The organism is Mesotoga sp. HF07.pep.5.2.highcov (assembly GCF_003666285.1).
Classification (GTDB): Bacteria; Thermotogota; Thermotogae; order Petrotogales; family Kosmotogaceae; genus Mesotoga; species Mesotoga prima.
Genome location: NZ_JFHJ01000328.1, coordinates 1 through 14416 on the forward strand (window position 1 = coordinate 1; position 14416 = coordinate 14416).

General features: G+C 47.0%; 17 protein-coding genes and 1 pseudogene. 4 read left to right on the forward strand and 14 right to left on the reverse strand.

Translation table 11 applies throughout. The features are described 5' to 3' along the window. The 4 genes from BG32_RS07210 to BG32_RS07225 form a co-directional block, all read left to right on the forward strand. Window positions 1-889: branched-chain amino acid ABC transporter permease (locus tag BG32_RS07210; protein WP_147434869.1), on the forward strand; the 889-nt coding region annotated here is incomplete at its 5' end. 4 nt (window positions 890-893) lie between these two features. After that, window positions 894-1940, forward strand: coding sequence for a branched-chain amino acid ABC transporter permease (locus BG32_RS07215; RefSeq protein WP_236609168.1), 1047 nt, complete (start codon window positions 894-896; stop codon window positions 1938-1940). Continuing rightward, window positions 1937-2731, forward strand: coding sequence for an ABC transporter ATP-binding protein (locus BG32_RS07220; protein ID WP_121526618.1), 795 nt, complete (start codon window positions 1937-1939; stop codon window positions 2729-2731). Before BG32_RS07215 ends, BG32_RS07220 begins: the two co-directional genes overlap by 4 nt. Then, window positions 2721-3437 carry an ABC transporter ATP-binding protein gene (locus BG32_RS07225; RefSeq protein WP_006489481.1) on the forward strand — a complete coding sequence of 239 codons (717 nt, stop codon included), beginning with the start codon at window positions 2721-2723 and terminating at the stop codon, window positions 3435-3437. The genes BG32_RS07220 and BG32_RS07225 overlap by 11 nt, the downstream gene beginning before the upstream one ends. Before the next feature lie 11 nt (window positions 3438-3448). Here BG32_RS07225 and BG32_RS07230 read toward each other — a convergent pair whose 3' ends face one another. The 14 genes and pseudogenes from BG32_RS07230 to BG32_RS07280 all read right to left on the reverse strand — a co-directional run. Next, window positions 3449-4078, reverse strand: a complete 630-nt coding sequence (locus tag BG32_RS07230) for a glycerol-3-phosphate acyltransferase (protein WP_121526619.1) — start codon at window positions 4076-4078, stop codon at window positions 3449-3451. Between the two features lie 7 nt (window positions 4079-4085). Continuing rightward, window positions 4086-4859 carry a DUF1295 domain-containing protein gene (locus BG32_RS07235; RefSeq protein WP_014731881.1) on the reverse strand — a complete coding sequence of 258 codons (774 nt, stop codon included), beginning with the start codon at window positions 4857-4859 and terminating at the stop codon, window positions 4086-4088. Between the two features lie 9 nt (window positions 4860-4868). Continuing rightward, window positions 4869-5765: a DegV family protein gene (locus tag BG32_RS16400; RefSeq protein ID WP_409072652.1), complete on the reverse strand. Its 897-nt coding sequence runs from the start codon at window positions 5763-5765 to the stop codon at window positions 4869-4871. A 60-nt stretch (window positions 5766-5825) separates the two neighbouring features. Beyond that, window positions 5826-5897, reverse strand: a pseudogene (locus BG32_RS17110) (hypothetical protein); the annotation flags it as partial. After that, a complete protein-coding gene (locus BG32_RS16405) occupies window positions 5891-6685 on the reverse strand; it encodes a DAK2 domain-containing protein (protein WP_259459585.1) in 795 nt (264 codons plus the stop codon). The gene BG32_RS16405 and the pseudogene BG32_RS17110, both read right to left, overlap by 7 nt. 131 nt (window positions 6686-6816) lie before the next feature. Continuing rightward, window positions 6817-7017, reverse strand: a complete 201-nt coding sequence (locus tag BG32_RS07245; protein WP_006489472.1) for a cold-shock protein — start codon at window positions 7015-7017, stop codon at window positions 6817-6819. A 175-nt stretch (window positions 7018-7192) separates the two neighbouring features. Continuing rightward, entirely contained in the window at window positions 7193-8503 is a 1311-nt protein-coding gene (locus BG32_RS07250) for a hypothetical protein (protein WP_121526620.1), read from the reverse strand. A 103-nt stretch (window positions 8504-8606) separates the two neighbouring features. Next, window positions 8607-9878, reverse strand: a complete 1272-nt coding sequence (locus tag BG32_RS07255; RefSeq protein WP_121526621.1) for a DUF58 domain-containing protein — start codon at window positions 9876-9878, stop codon at window positions 8607-8609. Next, window positions 9865-10815 carry a MoxR family ATPase gene (locus tag BG32_RS07260; protein WP_014731885.1) on the reverse strand — a complete coding sequence of 317 codons (951 nt, stop codon included), beginning with the start codon at window positions 10813-10815 and terminating at the stop codon, window positions 9865-9867. Before BG32_RS07260 ends, BG32_RS07255 begins: the two co-directional genes overlap by 14 nt. 149 nt (window positions 10816-10964) lie before the next feature. Further along, the gene (locus BG32_RS07265; RefSeq protein ID WP_099772504.1) at window positions 10965-11978 is read right to left on the reverse strand and encodes an extracellular solute-binding protein; all 1014 of its coding nucleotides are present in this window, start codon (window positions 11976-11978) and stop codon (window positions 10965-10967) included. A gap of 15 nt (window positions 11979-11993) precedes the next feature. Further along, the gene (locus tag BG32_RS07270; protein WP_121526622.1) at window positions 11994-12782 is read right to left on the reverse strand and encodes an ABC transporter permease; all 789 of its coding nucleotides are present in this window, start codon (window positions 12780-12782) and stop codon (window positions 11994-11996) included. Next, entirely contained in the window at window positions 12782-13231 is a 450-nt protein-coding gene (locus BG32_RS16410) for an ABC transporter permease (protein WP_259459586.1), read from the reverse strand. Before BG32_RS16410 ends, BG32_RS07270 begins: the two co-directional genes overlap by 1 nt. A gap of 5 nt (window positions 13232-13236) precedes the next feature. Further along, on the reverse strand, window positions 13237-13665 hold the full coding sequence (locus BG32_RS16415; RefSeq protein WP_259459587.1) for an ABC transporter permease: 429 nt from the start codon (window positions 13663-13665) through the stop codon (window positions 13237-13239). Continuing rightward, window positions 13655-14416: ABC transporter ATP-binding protein (locus BG32_RS07280; protein WP_147434870.1), on the reverse strand; the 762-nt coding region annotated here is incomplete at its 5' end. The genes BG32_RS16415 and BG32_RS07280, both read right to left, overlap by 11 nt.

A 14416-nucleotide genomic window follows, 5' to 3' on the forward strand; every position in this document is an offset into this window, starting at 1 on the left:
CCTTTATGCCCTGATAGCGATAGGCTATACAATGGTTTACGGGATTCTAAGGCTGATCAATTTCGCTCATGGCGACATCTTCATGATGGCCGTTTATTTTGCTCTGTTCTTTGTGACTCTTGCGCAGCTTCCATGGTATCTGGCGGCCATTCTTGCCGTAGCTTGCGCTGCTCTTCTGGGATTTACGGTTGACAGGATTGCCTACAAACCTATCAGGAATGCTCCTAGAATATCGGCGCTGATAACGGCTATCGGTGTTTCTTTCTTTCTTGAAAGTCTTGCGGTAGTCGTATTCTCCGGTATCCCGAGATCATTCCGTACTATCTTCCCCCAATCTCTCAATGAAATGATTATCATCGGCGGTGAGATGGAGGTCAAGTATGGGAGAGAGGTGATAGTCGGTGGGATAAGATTTCCGGTAATCTCTCTCATAACGCTTATCGTTGCTGCAATTGCGCTCGTCTTTTTGTGGTGGTTCATCTTCAAAACAAAGGTGGGAATGGCTATGAGGGCCGTTTCCCTGGATATTCAGACAACATCGCTTATGGGAGTCAATGTCGACAGGGTAATCGGAATGACATTTGCACTCGGCTCGGCGCTTGCAGGGATTGGTGGAATACTCTGGGCAATAAGATATCCCCAGGTCTGGCCCTATATGGGATTTATACCCGGAATGAAGGCCTTTGTCGCCGCCGTCTTCGGAGGAATAGGTTCAGTGCCGGGAGCGGTTCTCGGAGGTCTGATACTTGGAATAACCGAAGTCATGATGGTAGGAATAATGCCCGGGGCGGCAGGTTACAGAGATGCCTTCGCCTTCTTCATCCTGATAATCGTCCTTTCAATCAAGCCATCCGGTCTGCTTGGAAGGCCTGAAATAGTAAAGGTGTGATTGAATGAAGAAGCGGACCAAAATGATACTCACTTTGATAGCATTACCCTCCATAGCGCTTCTTCTTTTTCTTTCGCAGGAATTACTGAACAGCTATTATTCGAGAATAATAACGCTTATTGGTATATATGGAATCATGGCGGTAAGCCTTACATTGGTTAATGGAATATCGGGAGTCTTCTCGCTGGGACATGCAGGGTTTATTGCGGTTGGAGCATACACTTCCGCGCTCCTGACTCTGTCGCCGGAGCAAAAGGAGATGACCTTTCTCATTGAGAAACTGGTGTGGCCTTTGAACTCTATTCAGATTCCCTTCTTCTGGGCAACGATAATTGCCGGTCTCGTCGCGGCCGTATTTGCTTTCCTGATCGGTTGGCCGTCGTTGAGGCTTACAGGTGACTACTTTGCAATTGCGACGCTCGGTTTTTCCGAAATAATCAGGATCTTTGCGCTTAATCTCAATTCAATAACAAACGGGGCGCTGGGCCTAAAGGCGCTTCCCGATCACACGAATGTCTGGTGGGCATGGGGCTGGTTGCTTGTTACCGTAGCCACTGTCCTGAGTCTTGCTTACAGTTCCTTCGGAAGGGCCTTGAGGGCTATACGAGAAGACAGAGTCGCGGCTCAAGCGATGGGGATAAATGTCTTCAAGCATCAGTTGACAGCCTTTGTTCTTGGCGGGTTTTTTGCGGGGATTTCCGGGTCTTTGTACGGACACTGGCTCAGCACAATCGATCCTAGGACAAATACGTTTGGCATCCTTCTCACCTTCAACGTTCTGATAATGATAGTTCTCGGCGGGCTGGGAAGCATAACAGGAGCTATAATCGGCGGAGCGCTTTTTGCTTTCCTTAGTGAGTGGCTACGCTTCCTCGAGGGTCCCATGAATATCCTGGGTTTCAAGATTATGGGCATAAGCGGGATGAGAATGCTCGTCTTCTCGGGACTCTTCGTGATAATTATGATCTTCTGGCCGAGGGGACTGATGGGAAGAAGTGAGTTCTCCTGGGATGGACTCGTTTCTGTTTTCAAGAGGAGATACAAGAGATGAGTCTGCTCACACTTGATAATGTCACAATGAAGTTCGGCGGACTCACCGCAGTGAAGGATGTAACGCTTCGCGTAGAAGAAGGCGAGATCTTTGGCTTGATCGGCCCGAACGGTGCCGGAAAGACGACGATCTTCAACATGGTAACGGGACACTACAAACCCACAAATGGTCGTATATTGTTCAGGGATAATGAGATAACGGCGCTCCAACCGGATAAGATAACAAGAACTGGGATTGCAAGGACTTTTCAGAACATCCGTCTGTTCAGAGATCTTACCGTTTTAGAGAACGTAATGGTTTCTCAACACCATACGATTGCAAGCAATGGAAAGGCCGTAAGCTGGTTTTTCAAAAGCGTTTCCAGACTGGGTTATTCCAAGAAGGAACGGGAGATGAGAAACAAGGCTCTTGAACTGCTGAGTGTTCTCGGTCTCGAAATGCTGGCGAATGAAAAGTCCAGCGCGTTATCTTATGGTTCGCAACGGCTACTGGAGATTGCAAGGGCAATGGCGACAGGGGCGACTCTTCTTCTTCTCGACGAACCGGCCGCCGGGATGAATGCCTCTGAAACGGCAGGCCTTGTAGATACTATCAGAAGGATTCGCGACGATTTCGGCCTTACAGTTCTGCTCATAGAGCATGATATGAAACTGGTAATGGGGCTTTGTGAAAGGATAATGGTTCTGGATCACGGAAGGACCATCAGTGAAGGGGACCCCGCCTTTGTTCAGAAGGACGTGAGGGTTATCGAAGCCTATCTGGGTAGGGAGTGGGTTACGGTTGGCAAATGAAATTCTCAGCGTTGATGAGCTCCAGGTTTCATACGGTGTCATCAAGGCAGTAAAAGGCATAACGCTCTCCGTTGAGGAGGGCAGTATTGTAACTATAATAGGCTCTAATGGCGCCGGGAAGAGCACCACGCTTGGTGCCGTAAGCGGACTGATAAGGCCCTCCGGTGGAAAAGTCTCTTTCAGAGGGAACAATATCAACAGGCTGGGAGCCGCCAGAACGGCAAAGCTTGGGATTTCTCTCGTACCTGAAGGAAGGAGGATATTCTCAAATCTCACGGTTAGAGAGAATCTTCTTATGGGAGCATACAACAGGAAGGACAAAGAAGAGATAGAAGGCAACTTCGAGGCGGTCTTCTCGCTTTTCCCTGTTCTAAAAGAGAGATTGAAACAGTCCGGAGGAACGCTTTCCGGTGGAGAACAGCAGATGCTGGCTATAGGTAGAAGCCTTATGGCGAATCCCGATCTAATAATGATGGATGAACCTTCGCTCGGTCTAGCACCCATTGTCGTTGAAGAGGTTTTTCAGGCAATCCAGACACTCAATTCGCGGGGAGTTACCATACTGCTTGTCGAACAGAATGCGGCCAAGGCCCTTGAAATATCGAAATATGCTTATGTGCTGGAAACAGGAAAGATTACACTTCAAGGTTCAGCAAAGGAACTACTTGAAAGTGAAGAGGTTAGAAAAGTGTACCTGGGAATTTGAGAGAATCACCCTTAGGCCCCTTTTTGCGGGGCCCTTTTCTTTTTTCTTATGTGCGCCCGCAGCCCCGGTTCTTCTCCCCGCAAAATCCTCTGAATATTCTCGAGATTTCTAGCTATCATGATTACTGCAATGGGTATCAAAAGAAGAGATATTCCCCATCTGTACCCAAAGATTCTGAAAAGGAAGATCATTACTGAAGAGACTGCAATAATGCCCGGAGCCGCGTAGTCCGTAATCGCGATAAAAGCGAGAAGTATGACCATACAGATCAGGGCGACCTGGTAATCAAGACCTATAAGGCCACCGGCCAGTGTTGCGGTTCCCTTCCCACCCTTGAACCTCAGAAAGACGGGATACATATGACCGATCGCGGCAAAACTGGCCGCAATGAAAAGCATCTGATAGGTCCAGTGAAGGGAGACGCCCTTAATAATCAAGATCGTTCCCAGGCCCTTCATGAAGTCGATAGCTCCAGTGAGGATTCCAATCTTCCAGCCCTTTACGGCAACCATGTTGGAAGCTCCCATATTACCGGTGCCCTGTTTTCTTATGTCGAATCCATAGAGACTCTTCCCGATGAGAAATGCTGTGGGAATGGATCCAATCAGATAGGCCAAGAGCGCGGAGAACAAGATTTCCATTTCTACGTCACGACTTCTTTCTAGGGAACCAGGGGACAAATGCGTTTGTTTCTTTCATGTACTCCCTGAATGCCGGGTACTGCTTGTATTTCCGTTCCAGATAGGGCACTCCAGAAACGAATCTCAACAATATGGTTATTGTTATCGGGCTTATGATTGCCCATATTCCCCCTTCAATTGAAAGGGCAATGACGAATATACCCCACCACTGAACGGCCTCGCCGAAATAATTGGGGTGGCGAGAGTATCTCCACAAACCCTTTGTCATTATCTCTCCGGGTTTCTTAGTCTTCACGAAATCCCTCAACTGCTTATCTGCTATTGCTTCGATGGAAAAGCCGCAGACCCAAATAAGAATTCCGAGAACGTCCAAAAATCCAAATGACCTTCCCGAATGGCTATTAATTAGCATTACTGAGTAAGAGATAATCACCATAAAAAGGCCCTGCAACATATAGATCTGCAGGAAGGATCTTATCAATACCTTCTCTCCCCACTTCTCTCTCATCTGAACGTAACGGAAATCCTCACCACGCCCCCAGTTTCTTTTGAAAATATGTGTGGTCAATCTGATTCCCCAAAACGCAATCAAGACAGTCGTGATTACCTGCCTTGCATTGAACTCTCCATACACGAAGAGCGTGAACAAAGCAACAACAACGAATCCAGCGCCCCAGCCTATATCGACAACGGAATTGTCTTTCTTTAAAGTGCCGATAGCAAAGAACAGAGACATGTAAGCAAGGACCACTAAAGAACTGGAAAGAATCACATAAGTCATCTCTTCACCTCACTTGATATTGACATCGGGAGACCAGGTGTCTCTTTCGCAAAGCACGGAAACGCTTACAGCACCGACCCCCGCGCTAATACCAACAACAGGGGAGACTTCCATAATGTACTCGGGCTTCTTTCCAAGCAGTTTCATGAGGCTTTCCTCGTACGCTTTTGCGGTCTTGTGGGCATGAGCGTGAGTAATATTGTAAGATACAACGCTGCACTTTCTGTTCAGCTCTTCCACAAAACCAAGTATCTTTTTCATGTTGCCTAACTTGCTGAAGGCCTTTCCGTAGAGTTTCGAATTTCCTTCCTTGTCTACCGATACAATCGGCTTAAGATTCATTGCCTTACCGACCAGCCCTAGAACTGGACTTACCCTTCCACCTTTCACCATGTACTTCAAAGTGTTGACACTCACGAAGATCCTTGTGTTTTTTGACAGGGACTCGATTGTTTCTGCGATCTCATCGTGGCTACGACCTTCCTCTATCATTCTGGCGGCCGTGAGCGCGAGCAGACCAATGGACCCCGAAACATGCCGGGAGTTTATTACGCTGATCTTTTTGTCCTTCATGCGTTCTGCGGCTTTGGTGCTGGCGTTCCATGTACCGCTTAGTTTGTCCGAGACGTGGATAGCTATAATAGAATCATAATGGGTTCCAAGAAAGTGGTACAAATTCTGGAAAGTGTTCAATCCCGGTTGAGCCGAAACCGGATAGTCCTCCGTCGTGTCGAGAAGCGTGTAGAATTGATCTGCCTTCAACGTTATTTTGTCTAGATACTGACTCTTGCCGAAGTTGAGATACAATGGCACCATCTGAATCTGGTAGTAGTCAATTACCTCCTTCGGTAAATCGCAAACGGAGTCAACAACAAGTGCGATCGGATACTTCCTCTTCTGACTCACCCTGTACTGCATCTCCATGTCATCGACTTTCTGCTGAGTAACTGTGCCGAAGTCCTTCAGCTTGAAGAAGAGCTCTGCCGGTTCATTAGTATGAACGTGGATTCTTGCCTTAGTGTCCGTTCCCGCTACCAGGCGGAATCTCCGAACTGACTGATGATCGACTTTATTCCATTGACGTCCAGTCGAGAACCTTCGATTATCGCCTCGGTGCAGTATCTGTTCTTGATGTTGCCTTCATCTATATGGACGTGTTTTTTCAATTCGATATCGGGGATGATCTCGTCTTCAAGATTGACGCCTCTTCCGCTCAGAAAAGTCTTTATACCTTCGATGAAGGCTACGAAGCCCTTCGCTCCGGCGTCGACTACGCCGGCCTTCTTCAGCACGGCCAGCTTCTCCGGTGTTTCTTCGAGAGACTTGAGCGCTACTTCGTTCGATCGTTCGACCATCTCGAAAAACGATCTTTCCGAGTCTTCTATGGCGATCAAAGCCTCGGCCCAATCCTTCATCACGGTCAGCATCGTCCCCTCGACGGGGGTTACCATAGCATCATAGGCATATGAAATCGCTTCATGTGCTGCCTTTGCGAAGGTCTTTCTATCGATACTGTCTCTGTCTCCAATGATGGTACTCAGTCCGTGCATATACTGGGCGAATATCGCTCCAGAGTTTCCACGAGCTCCCATGAGTGCGGCATCGGCTATCGATCGCGTTGTCTTGCCAATCGAATGAGAGACATCTGTCAGCTCAAGAATAGACCGCATCGTAGAGGCGAGATTCGTTCCGGTGTCGCCGTCGGGAACAGGAAAGACGTTTATCCTGTTCAGGTCGTTCTGCTCTCTTATTACGGCAGTGGCACCAGAAGAAAAGGCATTGAAGAACATCGTTCCGTCAAGCAGATTCAAAAATTTGGAGCTCATCGTTACCTCCCACTAATTAGTTCGATTATTGATATGTTAGCACAATGACCGGGGATTAGTCAGATGGTCACGATACATAAAAAAATCGCCCGCTGAAAGCGGGCGATCGGGTTCCTTATATGGACAATCGATTACTTCGCAATTCTAACTTTTGCTGCCTGAGGACCCTTTGGACCGTCTTCGACTTCGAATTCGACTCTCTGTCCTTCGTCAAGGGTCTTGAAACCGTCCATCTCAATAGCTGAGAAGTGAACGAAAACGTCCCCACCGTCATCCTTAGTAATGAATCCATAACCTTTTGTTCCGTTGAACCACTTTACTGTTCCTGTCATACTTAAATGTTCCTCCTTAAAACTACCTTGCACCACTTGCAAAGCGATAGTGTCCTTTGGACAGAATGATTATAACACACACAACTGAATAAAATGCAAGCCGATTCCAAATGAATTTGATTATTTCTAAAATGCAAGCTGTTCAATATGCGAAAAGCCGCGCACATAGTAGTTGCTATGCATTATCAAAAGTTCCTTTTTTTCTGTCCAGAAGTTCCTTCAGGCCCAGTAAAAGCTTGTGAAACTCTCTGCACTGATAGATTTCCGGTTCTAGATTCCCATATTTGACTGGAACATAGATTTCCGTAAGTTCAATTAGAAGATGCTTCAGCGAAGCCTCCGTCTCCTGAATCAGTTCGAAGGGAGTTAGCTGGCAATACTCTTCAAAGTAGAACTCTCTTAACCACTTGTAGCTTGAGATAATGAATTCTCTGTCCTCACTGAATTTGGGAGGTACAGACGCGCTTTGACGAACCTCCGTCAAGATCGTGTCTTTGGATTTAAGAGTTGAAGATACAGTCTGGTTCTTTCTAGCAATGACTGTCACAAAATACGCAAGAAGGGCAGAAAGAAGGAGAATTCCAGCTAGAGTCGACCATCTGAGAATATTGTAAGCCGCCGATTTGTTAAGGATGGCTTCGGGTTCATCTTCTTCGTTTTCTTCAGGCAGTCCTGTAACCGATTGGGAAGGCGCAAAGGACGTCTGATTGGAGGGACCGCCCGTCCCTAATACGATCTCTTCGGAAAGAGGGAGAGATCTTAAATACATGAATCCTCCAATCAGTACTGCCACTACCGAAAGAAGAACAATAGACGGAGGGATAAGACGACTCCATCGCCCCATTTCCAGGATGGTCTTCCTGGATACAACAATTACAAGGATCAAAGCTATTGTGTAGAATCCAAAGAGAAAGACAGAGTCTATAAGCCGTACCTCGGCGACTTCTTCAAGGACAAGAAAATCGATATCATCTGCAGAACCTCTTGAAGAGGGTCGAGATGTCAATACCGTAGCGTCTTTGGTGAGACCCTCTTCTGGGAATAATTCCTTTTCGCTTTCTACTAGGTTGGCCGTAGAGGTTCTTTCTTCATTTGATAAGACGCCTCCTCTGTAGTTTCCCAAAAGGCTCAGAGAAAGCAGGGGGATCAAGATTGAGAGCAAAAGGAAGAGTCTCGGAACATTGCGTGTCATGAGAAGTCTGGCAAGGATTACGGCAAGTGTAATGTAAGCTCCGGTTTGAAAGAGATTGGGACTAAAAGAAAGCGAAACTCCTACCATGAAGAGACCGGGAACTGCAAGACGGACACTTCTGTCCATCGAGAGTATTACTCCTACAATAGATCCCAGTGCAGAAAGCGATTGTACGACATCCGTTCTGAAGACGCCTATAAGCAGTATCGTAGTAGTGAAGAGTAAGACCGGGAGAACGAAGTAGATACTGCAGCCGGCCTTCGTTCTTCCAAAGTAGAAGAGAAAGCCTACCATTCCTGCGAGGATTAGTGCTAAAACAACTCCACCGGAAAAGAACAGCTGTACATAACTGACAGCGAATACAACGATCGAGGCGGCTATAGAGGTTTTGTCTATTTTAGAGATCTAGAAGCACCTCCTGAATCGACTGGTCGTCTCCGACCACTCGTACGATTATCTGCTCTTCTTCGAGGAAGGCCGCGCGTTTCTTAAGCTCATCGATCGTTTTCGGAAGCATCTGATAAGATACGTTTCTCTTCATCCACGGTTCTCTGGGACTGAACGGTATTATAAGGACTACGACTCTACTGGCGTGAGACCTTGCCCTCAAGAGTTGGGGCAGAATCTCCTCGCCGAGATATAGCGATATTAGGACAACAGTTGTCGAGGGATCGAACTGTTCAAGGTCGTCTTCAATTATTTCGCATAGCTGAGATCCATGATCGATACCCTTTGTATTTGAAAGGGCTTCGGCGAAGTCTATCCAGTCTCTTCCCCGATCGCTCAATCTCAATACCTCTTCTCCCACGCTTACCAGTCGTATACTTCCTCCAAATCTGTAGGAAAGCCTTATTAGACCTAGGGCAAGCTGAACGGCTATCTCTTCGTAATCTATCCTTATCCTTTCCCAGACATCACGGGCAAAGACCTCTCTCGAAAGATTCAGATCCAGATAGAGAACTGTTTTGCTCACGGCAGTGTATCCAAATTCCTTACTCATTAGCTTTCCGAGTTTTGCCGAGGCGTTCCAGTGTATCCTGTTCAAAGATTCTCTCTCGTATTCTTTTATTCCTTTGAAGTCAACGGGATCTTCCATCAGTCTGAAGTCGCTCTCTCTTCCGGGAAGTAGTTCTCTTAGCCTTAGAGGAAAGGTTTCAAGATCCATCACTTTGGGAAGTACAAGTACCGATTGAGGCGTATAATACGTGGCGCTGTGAGAAAAGAGTCCCAGCGGATCTCTGCAGGCAACGATTAGTCTCGAAAGATCCTTCTCGCCCCGTCTTCTGAAAACCACCTTGGATTCTACTCTGCTGTCCTCGGTAGAGGAAAGGGAGATCGAACTCTCTCTTGGTGCTGCGTACTCTCTCTCGGCTCTAGTGACGGGGATTACAGTGAGACCGAGAGAGATGAAAGGTACCCTACGAATATTGTGAACGAGAGTAAGGGTTTCGCCCGGAAAGAGCCTTTCTCTATCAACGGAGCGATCAATTGTAAGATTTTTCAGGATGAGTTTAGAAAGATAGTAGTAGATCCATACAACCGCAGAGAGGGTCAAAAACATTGCCGAATAAACATTGAAAAAGAAAAGAGACCAACCGACAGAGAAGCCCGTCGCAATTATGAGCGGTCCTTTTCGAGATCTTATCTCCTCCAGCTCAAGTCTTTTCATTATTGATCGGTATTGGGAGAGATTCGACTATTTCGTTTATTACATCCCTGTTAGTCCTTCTCATAAGCCGGGCTTCAGGCTTGATTATTATTCTGTGGGAAAGAATATCGCAGGCCGTTTCCTTGACATCATCGGGAATGACGAATCTTCTGCCCCTGATACCTGCAAGGGCCCTGGCCGTTTCCATAAGGGCGATCGATCCCCTTGGACTTACGCCAAGCTGTATGTCTCGGTGGCTTCTGGTCTCGTTTACGATGGAGATAATGTATTGGAGAACGGAGTCTTCTATTTCTACTTCCTTGACCTGCTTTAGAACGGAATCGAGTTCGTCCTGACCGGATACTGGCTTTAGAGAAGTTATGGGATGTTCGTCGGAGATTCCCTTTAGAAGTTTTCTTTCGCTTTGCTCATCGGGGTATCCCATCGTTAGGGAGATGGAGAATCTATCAAGCTGCGCCTCGGGAAGCGGAAACGTTCCTTCAAACTCGACCGGGTTTTGAGTGGCAATTACGAAGAAGGGTTTCTCCATCTGGAAACTCCTGCCGTCAACTGTAACCTGTCTCTCGGCCATCGCCTCGAGAAGAGCGGACTGCGTTCTTGGGGTCGTTCTGTTTATTTCATCTACGAGAAGAATCTGGGTGAAGATTGGACCCTTTCTGAAGTTGAACTCGTTTGTCTTGAGGTTGAGAATACTTATGCCGGTTACATCACCAGGCAGAAGGTCCGGAGTGCACTGCAATCTGTTGAATTCCAGCCCGAGAGAAATCGCCAGGCTTCTCGCCAGCATGGTCTTACCCACGCCCGGCACGTCGTTTATCAAGACGTGTCCACCGCTTATCAGAACGGCCAGTACCCTCTCTATAGTCTTTTCCTTTCCAACGATTACCCTGGAAATATTCTCCTTGATCTTGCTTCCGAATTCTCCAATAGAAACCATCTTTCACCTCTTAGGAAGTCTGCAGCCTGTAGAAGTGTAACACATGCAAACAAATGCTCGCAAACCCTTCCAACTTTCAAAGAAAAACGCATCTCTTCTAGGAGACGCGTTTTTTTGAACGAGCTCTGATTGCCTTGTTAGGCTCTATACTAAAGGCCGAACCGAATCTCGTTCCACAGAGAGTTGTAGATTCTAAGATCCTCTCCAAGGTCCTTTATCAGTTCTGTATTTTCCATCTCTTTGGCAGAGTAGACAGGTTCTTCTTCCATAAGTTCTCTTGCCGGTACATTCGGTGAAGGTAAGAGAAGATAATCAGAAATCTTTGCGGCAACATCCGGCCTCAATATGTAGTTGATGAACAAGTGGGCGTTATCGATATTTTTGGCCCCCTTCAGGATTACAAAACTGTCGATCCACAAAGTGCTGCCTTCAACCGGAATGAAGAAATCGATGTCCTCGAGCTCCTCTTCGGTCGCCTCGTAGAAGATGTTTTCTCCGTAGCCGTGCACAACCCAGAATTCCCCTGATAACACGCCTTTAGCGAAGAGTTCGCTGTCGAATTTCGCAATGTTTTCCTTCCAGGTAAGTATTAGTTCCTTTGCCGCCTGGAGCTCAGCCGTGTCTGTTGTGTTTACCGAGTAACCAAGAAACTTGAGTGCCGCTCCGAAGACCTCTCTCATGTCGTCCAGCAACGACATCATTCCCTTGAACTGGGGCAGTTCAAAGATCTTCCAAGACCTAGGATAGCTCTCTACGTACTTCGTATTGACTGCAATTCCCGTAGTTCCTACCATGTAGGGAATGCTGTATGTGTTTTCGGGATCGTAGTACATCTGCTCAATGACAGAGGGATCGATATTGACCAGATTGGGTATCAGAGATTTGTCTATCGGAATGAGCATATCTTCCTTGATCATTATGCTGGTGTAATCTGCAGAGGGCATTGCAAGATCGTATCCTCGTGCTCCGGCCTTGATCTTGGCGAACATTGTCTCGTTCGAATCGTAGCTGTCGTAAGTCACATTTATGCCATACTCCTGCGAAAAGGCTTCAATAACCTCACTGGGAATGTAGTCCGACCAACCGTAGATTATGAGATTTCCCTGACCTAGTGTGAGCACGGAAACGAAAAGTATGGCACCTACGATTGTCAGTTTCTTCATCAATTGTTCCACCTCCTAAAAGATTAGCCTCCTGAATCTGCTTCCAAAGAAAGAGATAAATAGAGTCCCAACCAGGAGCAGAGTCGAAAGCGCATTTATTACCGGGGAAACCCCGAACTTTATCATTGAAAAGATCTTTAAAGGCAAAGTGGTAGATCCCGGACCGGCAACAAAAAAGGTAATGACAAAATCGTCTATCGACAATGTCAGACTCAGCAGAAAGCCTGCCATTATCCCTGGCATTATCATCGGAAGAATCACTTTTCTGAAGACCTGATTGGTCTTCGCGCCCAGATCTCTTGCCGCCTCGACCACAGAATAGTCGAAGTCCTCCAGTCTGGTCATCACCGTCACCGTGACATATGAGACACAAAAGGTTACATGCGCTATGAAAATCGTGAAAAGACCTAATGGAATGCCTATTGCAACGAAGAATATCAGCATCGATACACCCATTAAAATGTCCGGGATTATGAGGGGCGTATAAACCAGTATGCCGAGGTAGCCTTTCAACCTTGACTGATACCAGTAGAGGGCCATTGCCGAAAAGGTTCCTATAGCTGTCGCCACAAGGGACGACGAAAAAGCTATGATGACTGTGTTGAGAAAGGCTCTCCACACATCGGCCTGTCTGAACAGCTCAGAATACCACTTCAAAGTGAAGCCCGTCCACGAAACACCCTGTCTGGAGCTGTTGAACGACAGTAGAACTAGAGCGATAATCGGCAGGTATAGAAAGACGAAGGCCAGAGTGGCTATGGTCATAGAGAATCTGCGCTTCCCGATTACCTTTTTCGTCTCCATCAAATCTCCTCCTCGTTCATATAACTTTCGCGAACGGTAAGCCGTCTCTTGGTCTGGACTTTGTTTATTCTCATATAAACGAGGAGACCCAGAGTGGAGATCAACAGAAATATCATCGAAATCGCAGAAGAGGAGGGCCAGTTCCTTGCCGCCGTCAGCTGTTTGGCAATTAGGTTTCCCAACATCGCTCCGTCGGTCCCACCCACAAGGTCGGGGATAGCGTAAGAACCGAGGGCAGGTATGAATACCAGGATTATTCCTGCTATGATCCCCCCTCTGATCGAAGGGATAAGAACCTTCATTATCGCCTCGGTTCTCTTTGCACCTAGATCCATGGCGGCTTCTACGAGACTGAAGTCGAACTTTTCTATCGCGCTGTAAAGCGGTAGTATCATGTACGGAAGATACATATAGGATATGACAAGTATTACTGAACCCGGCGTATACATGAGCGTCAAGGTCTATCGAAACCGATGAACTGTAAAAACGAGTTAATAACCCCATTTCTTCCAAGAATAACCATCCACCCGAATATCCGCACAAGGAAATTCGTCCAGAATGGGACGATTATGAGGGTTAAAAGGATATTGCTTCTCTTCGAGGTAGCTATGAAATAGGCAGTTGGCAGTCCAATTCCCAGACATATGACTGTTGAGACAAGAGATATCCACACGGTCTTCCAGAGTATCTGCCAGTATCCAGCACTGCCGAGCATTCTGGTGTATGCAGCGAGTGTGAAGGGAAGTTCTACTCCTCCATATATTCCCGGAGTGAGAAAGCTGTACAGTATGATTATCAAATATGGAATCAAAAAGAAAACGGTAAGCCACAGGACCCCGGGCATGGAGATCAGAAATCCGGTCAGATTCCGCTTACTCTTCAACAGGAACACCGCCTGTCTCTCTTAATACATAACTGTCATCGGCAAACCACCAGACATAGACATCGTCTTTCCACGTGATGATTACTTCATCGAACAAGTATCTAACGTGTTGCTTGAACGCCTTTAGATATGATTGGCCAATAGCTACCGTGTACTTCGTCTGATTCCCAAGGTAGATAGTCTCGTCGACGACGCCCTTCAGCACATTCAACTTGACACCTTCGGGAGCGACCGGCATATCCCTAGTAACCTTAACCTTCTCAGGTCTCAACGATACCTGAATTTCCTGCCCCTCTATCACTTCCATATCTTTGTAGAACCAGATCTCTCCAAATTTCTCGGTGTCCAGCAGAAAGTACTCGTCTTCTACTTTCACGACATTCCCTGTGAAGAAGTTAGTTTCTCCTATGAAGTTGGCTACAAAGGCGTTTACTGGACTCTCGTAGACTTCGAAGGGTGTTCCAAGCTGTATGATCTCCCCCTCATTCATGACGGCCACATGATCGGAAATCGACATAGCTTCACTTTGATCGTGAGTTACATAAATAAATGTTATGCCCACTTCATCATGAATCGTGTCTAGCTCTACCAGCATGTGTTGCCTTAGTTTCGCGTCGAGAGCCGCAAGGGGTTCATCGAGAAGCAACACTGTCGGTCTCCCCACAAGGGCCCTTGCAATTGCCACTCGCTGTTTCTGACCTCCGGAGAGCTGGGAAGGCATTTTCTCAACGTGGCCATTGAGACGCGTAAG

Excerpts from the sequence above, each read along its gene's own strand:
- BG32_RS07215 (WP_236609168.1), top strand. The coding sequence starts at position 894 with ATGAAGAAGCGGACCAAAATGATACTCACTTTGATAGCATTACCCTCC.
- BG32_RS07220 (WP_121526618.1), top strand. The coding sequence starts at position 1,937 with ATGAGTCTGCTCACACTTGATAATGTCACAATGAAGTTCGGCGGACTC.
- BG32_RS07230 (WP_121526619.1), bottom strand. The coding sequence starts at position 4,078 with ATGGAAATCTTGTTCTCCGCGCTCTTGGCCTATCTGATTGGATCCATT.
- BG32_RS07235 (WP_014731881.1), bottom strand. The coding sequence starts at position 4,859 with ATGACTTATGTGATTCTTTCCAGTTCTTTAGTGGTCCTTGCTTACATG.
- BG32_RS16405 (WP_259459585.1), bottom strand. The coding sequence starts at position 6,685 with ATGAGCTCCAAATTTTTGAATCTGCTTGACGGAACGATGTTCTTCAAT.
- BG32_RS07245 (WP_006489472.1), bottom strand. The coding sequence starts at position 7,017 with ATGACAGGAACAGTAAAGTGGTTCAACGGAACAAAAGGTTATGGATTC.
- BG32_RS07250 (WP_121526620.1), bottom strand. The coding sequence starts at position 8,503 with ATGGTAGGCTTTCTCTTCTACTTTGGAAGAACGAAGGCCGGCTGCAGT.
- BG32_RS07255 (WP_121526621.1), bottom strand. The coding sequence starts at position 9,878 with ATGAAAAGACTTGAGCTGGAGGAGATAAGATCTCGAAAAGGACCGCTC.
- BG32_RS07260 (WP_014731885.1), bottom strand. The coding sequence starts at position 10,815 with ATGGTTTCTATTGGAGAATTCGGAAGCAAGATCAAGGAGAATATTTCC.
- BG32_RS07265 (WP_099772504.1), bottom strand. The coding sequence starts at position 11,978 with ATGAAGAAACTGACAATCGTAGGTGCCATACTTTTCGTTTCCGTGCTC.
- BG32_RS07270 (WP_121526622.1), bottom strand. The coding sequence starts at position 12,782 with ATGGAGACGAAAAAGGTAATCGGGAAGCGCAGATTCTCTATGACCATA.
- BG32_RS16410 (WP_259459586.1), bottom strand. The coding sequence starts at position 13,231 with ATGTATACGCCGGGTTCAGTAATACTTGTCATATCCTATATGTATCTT.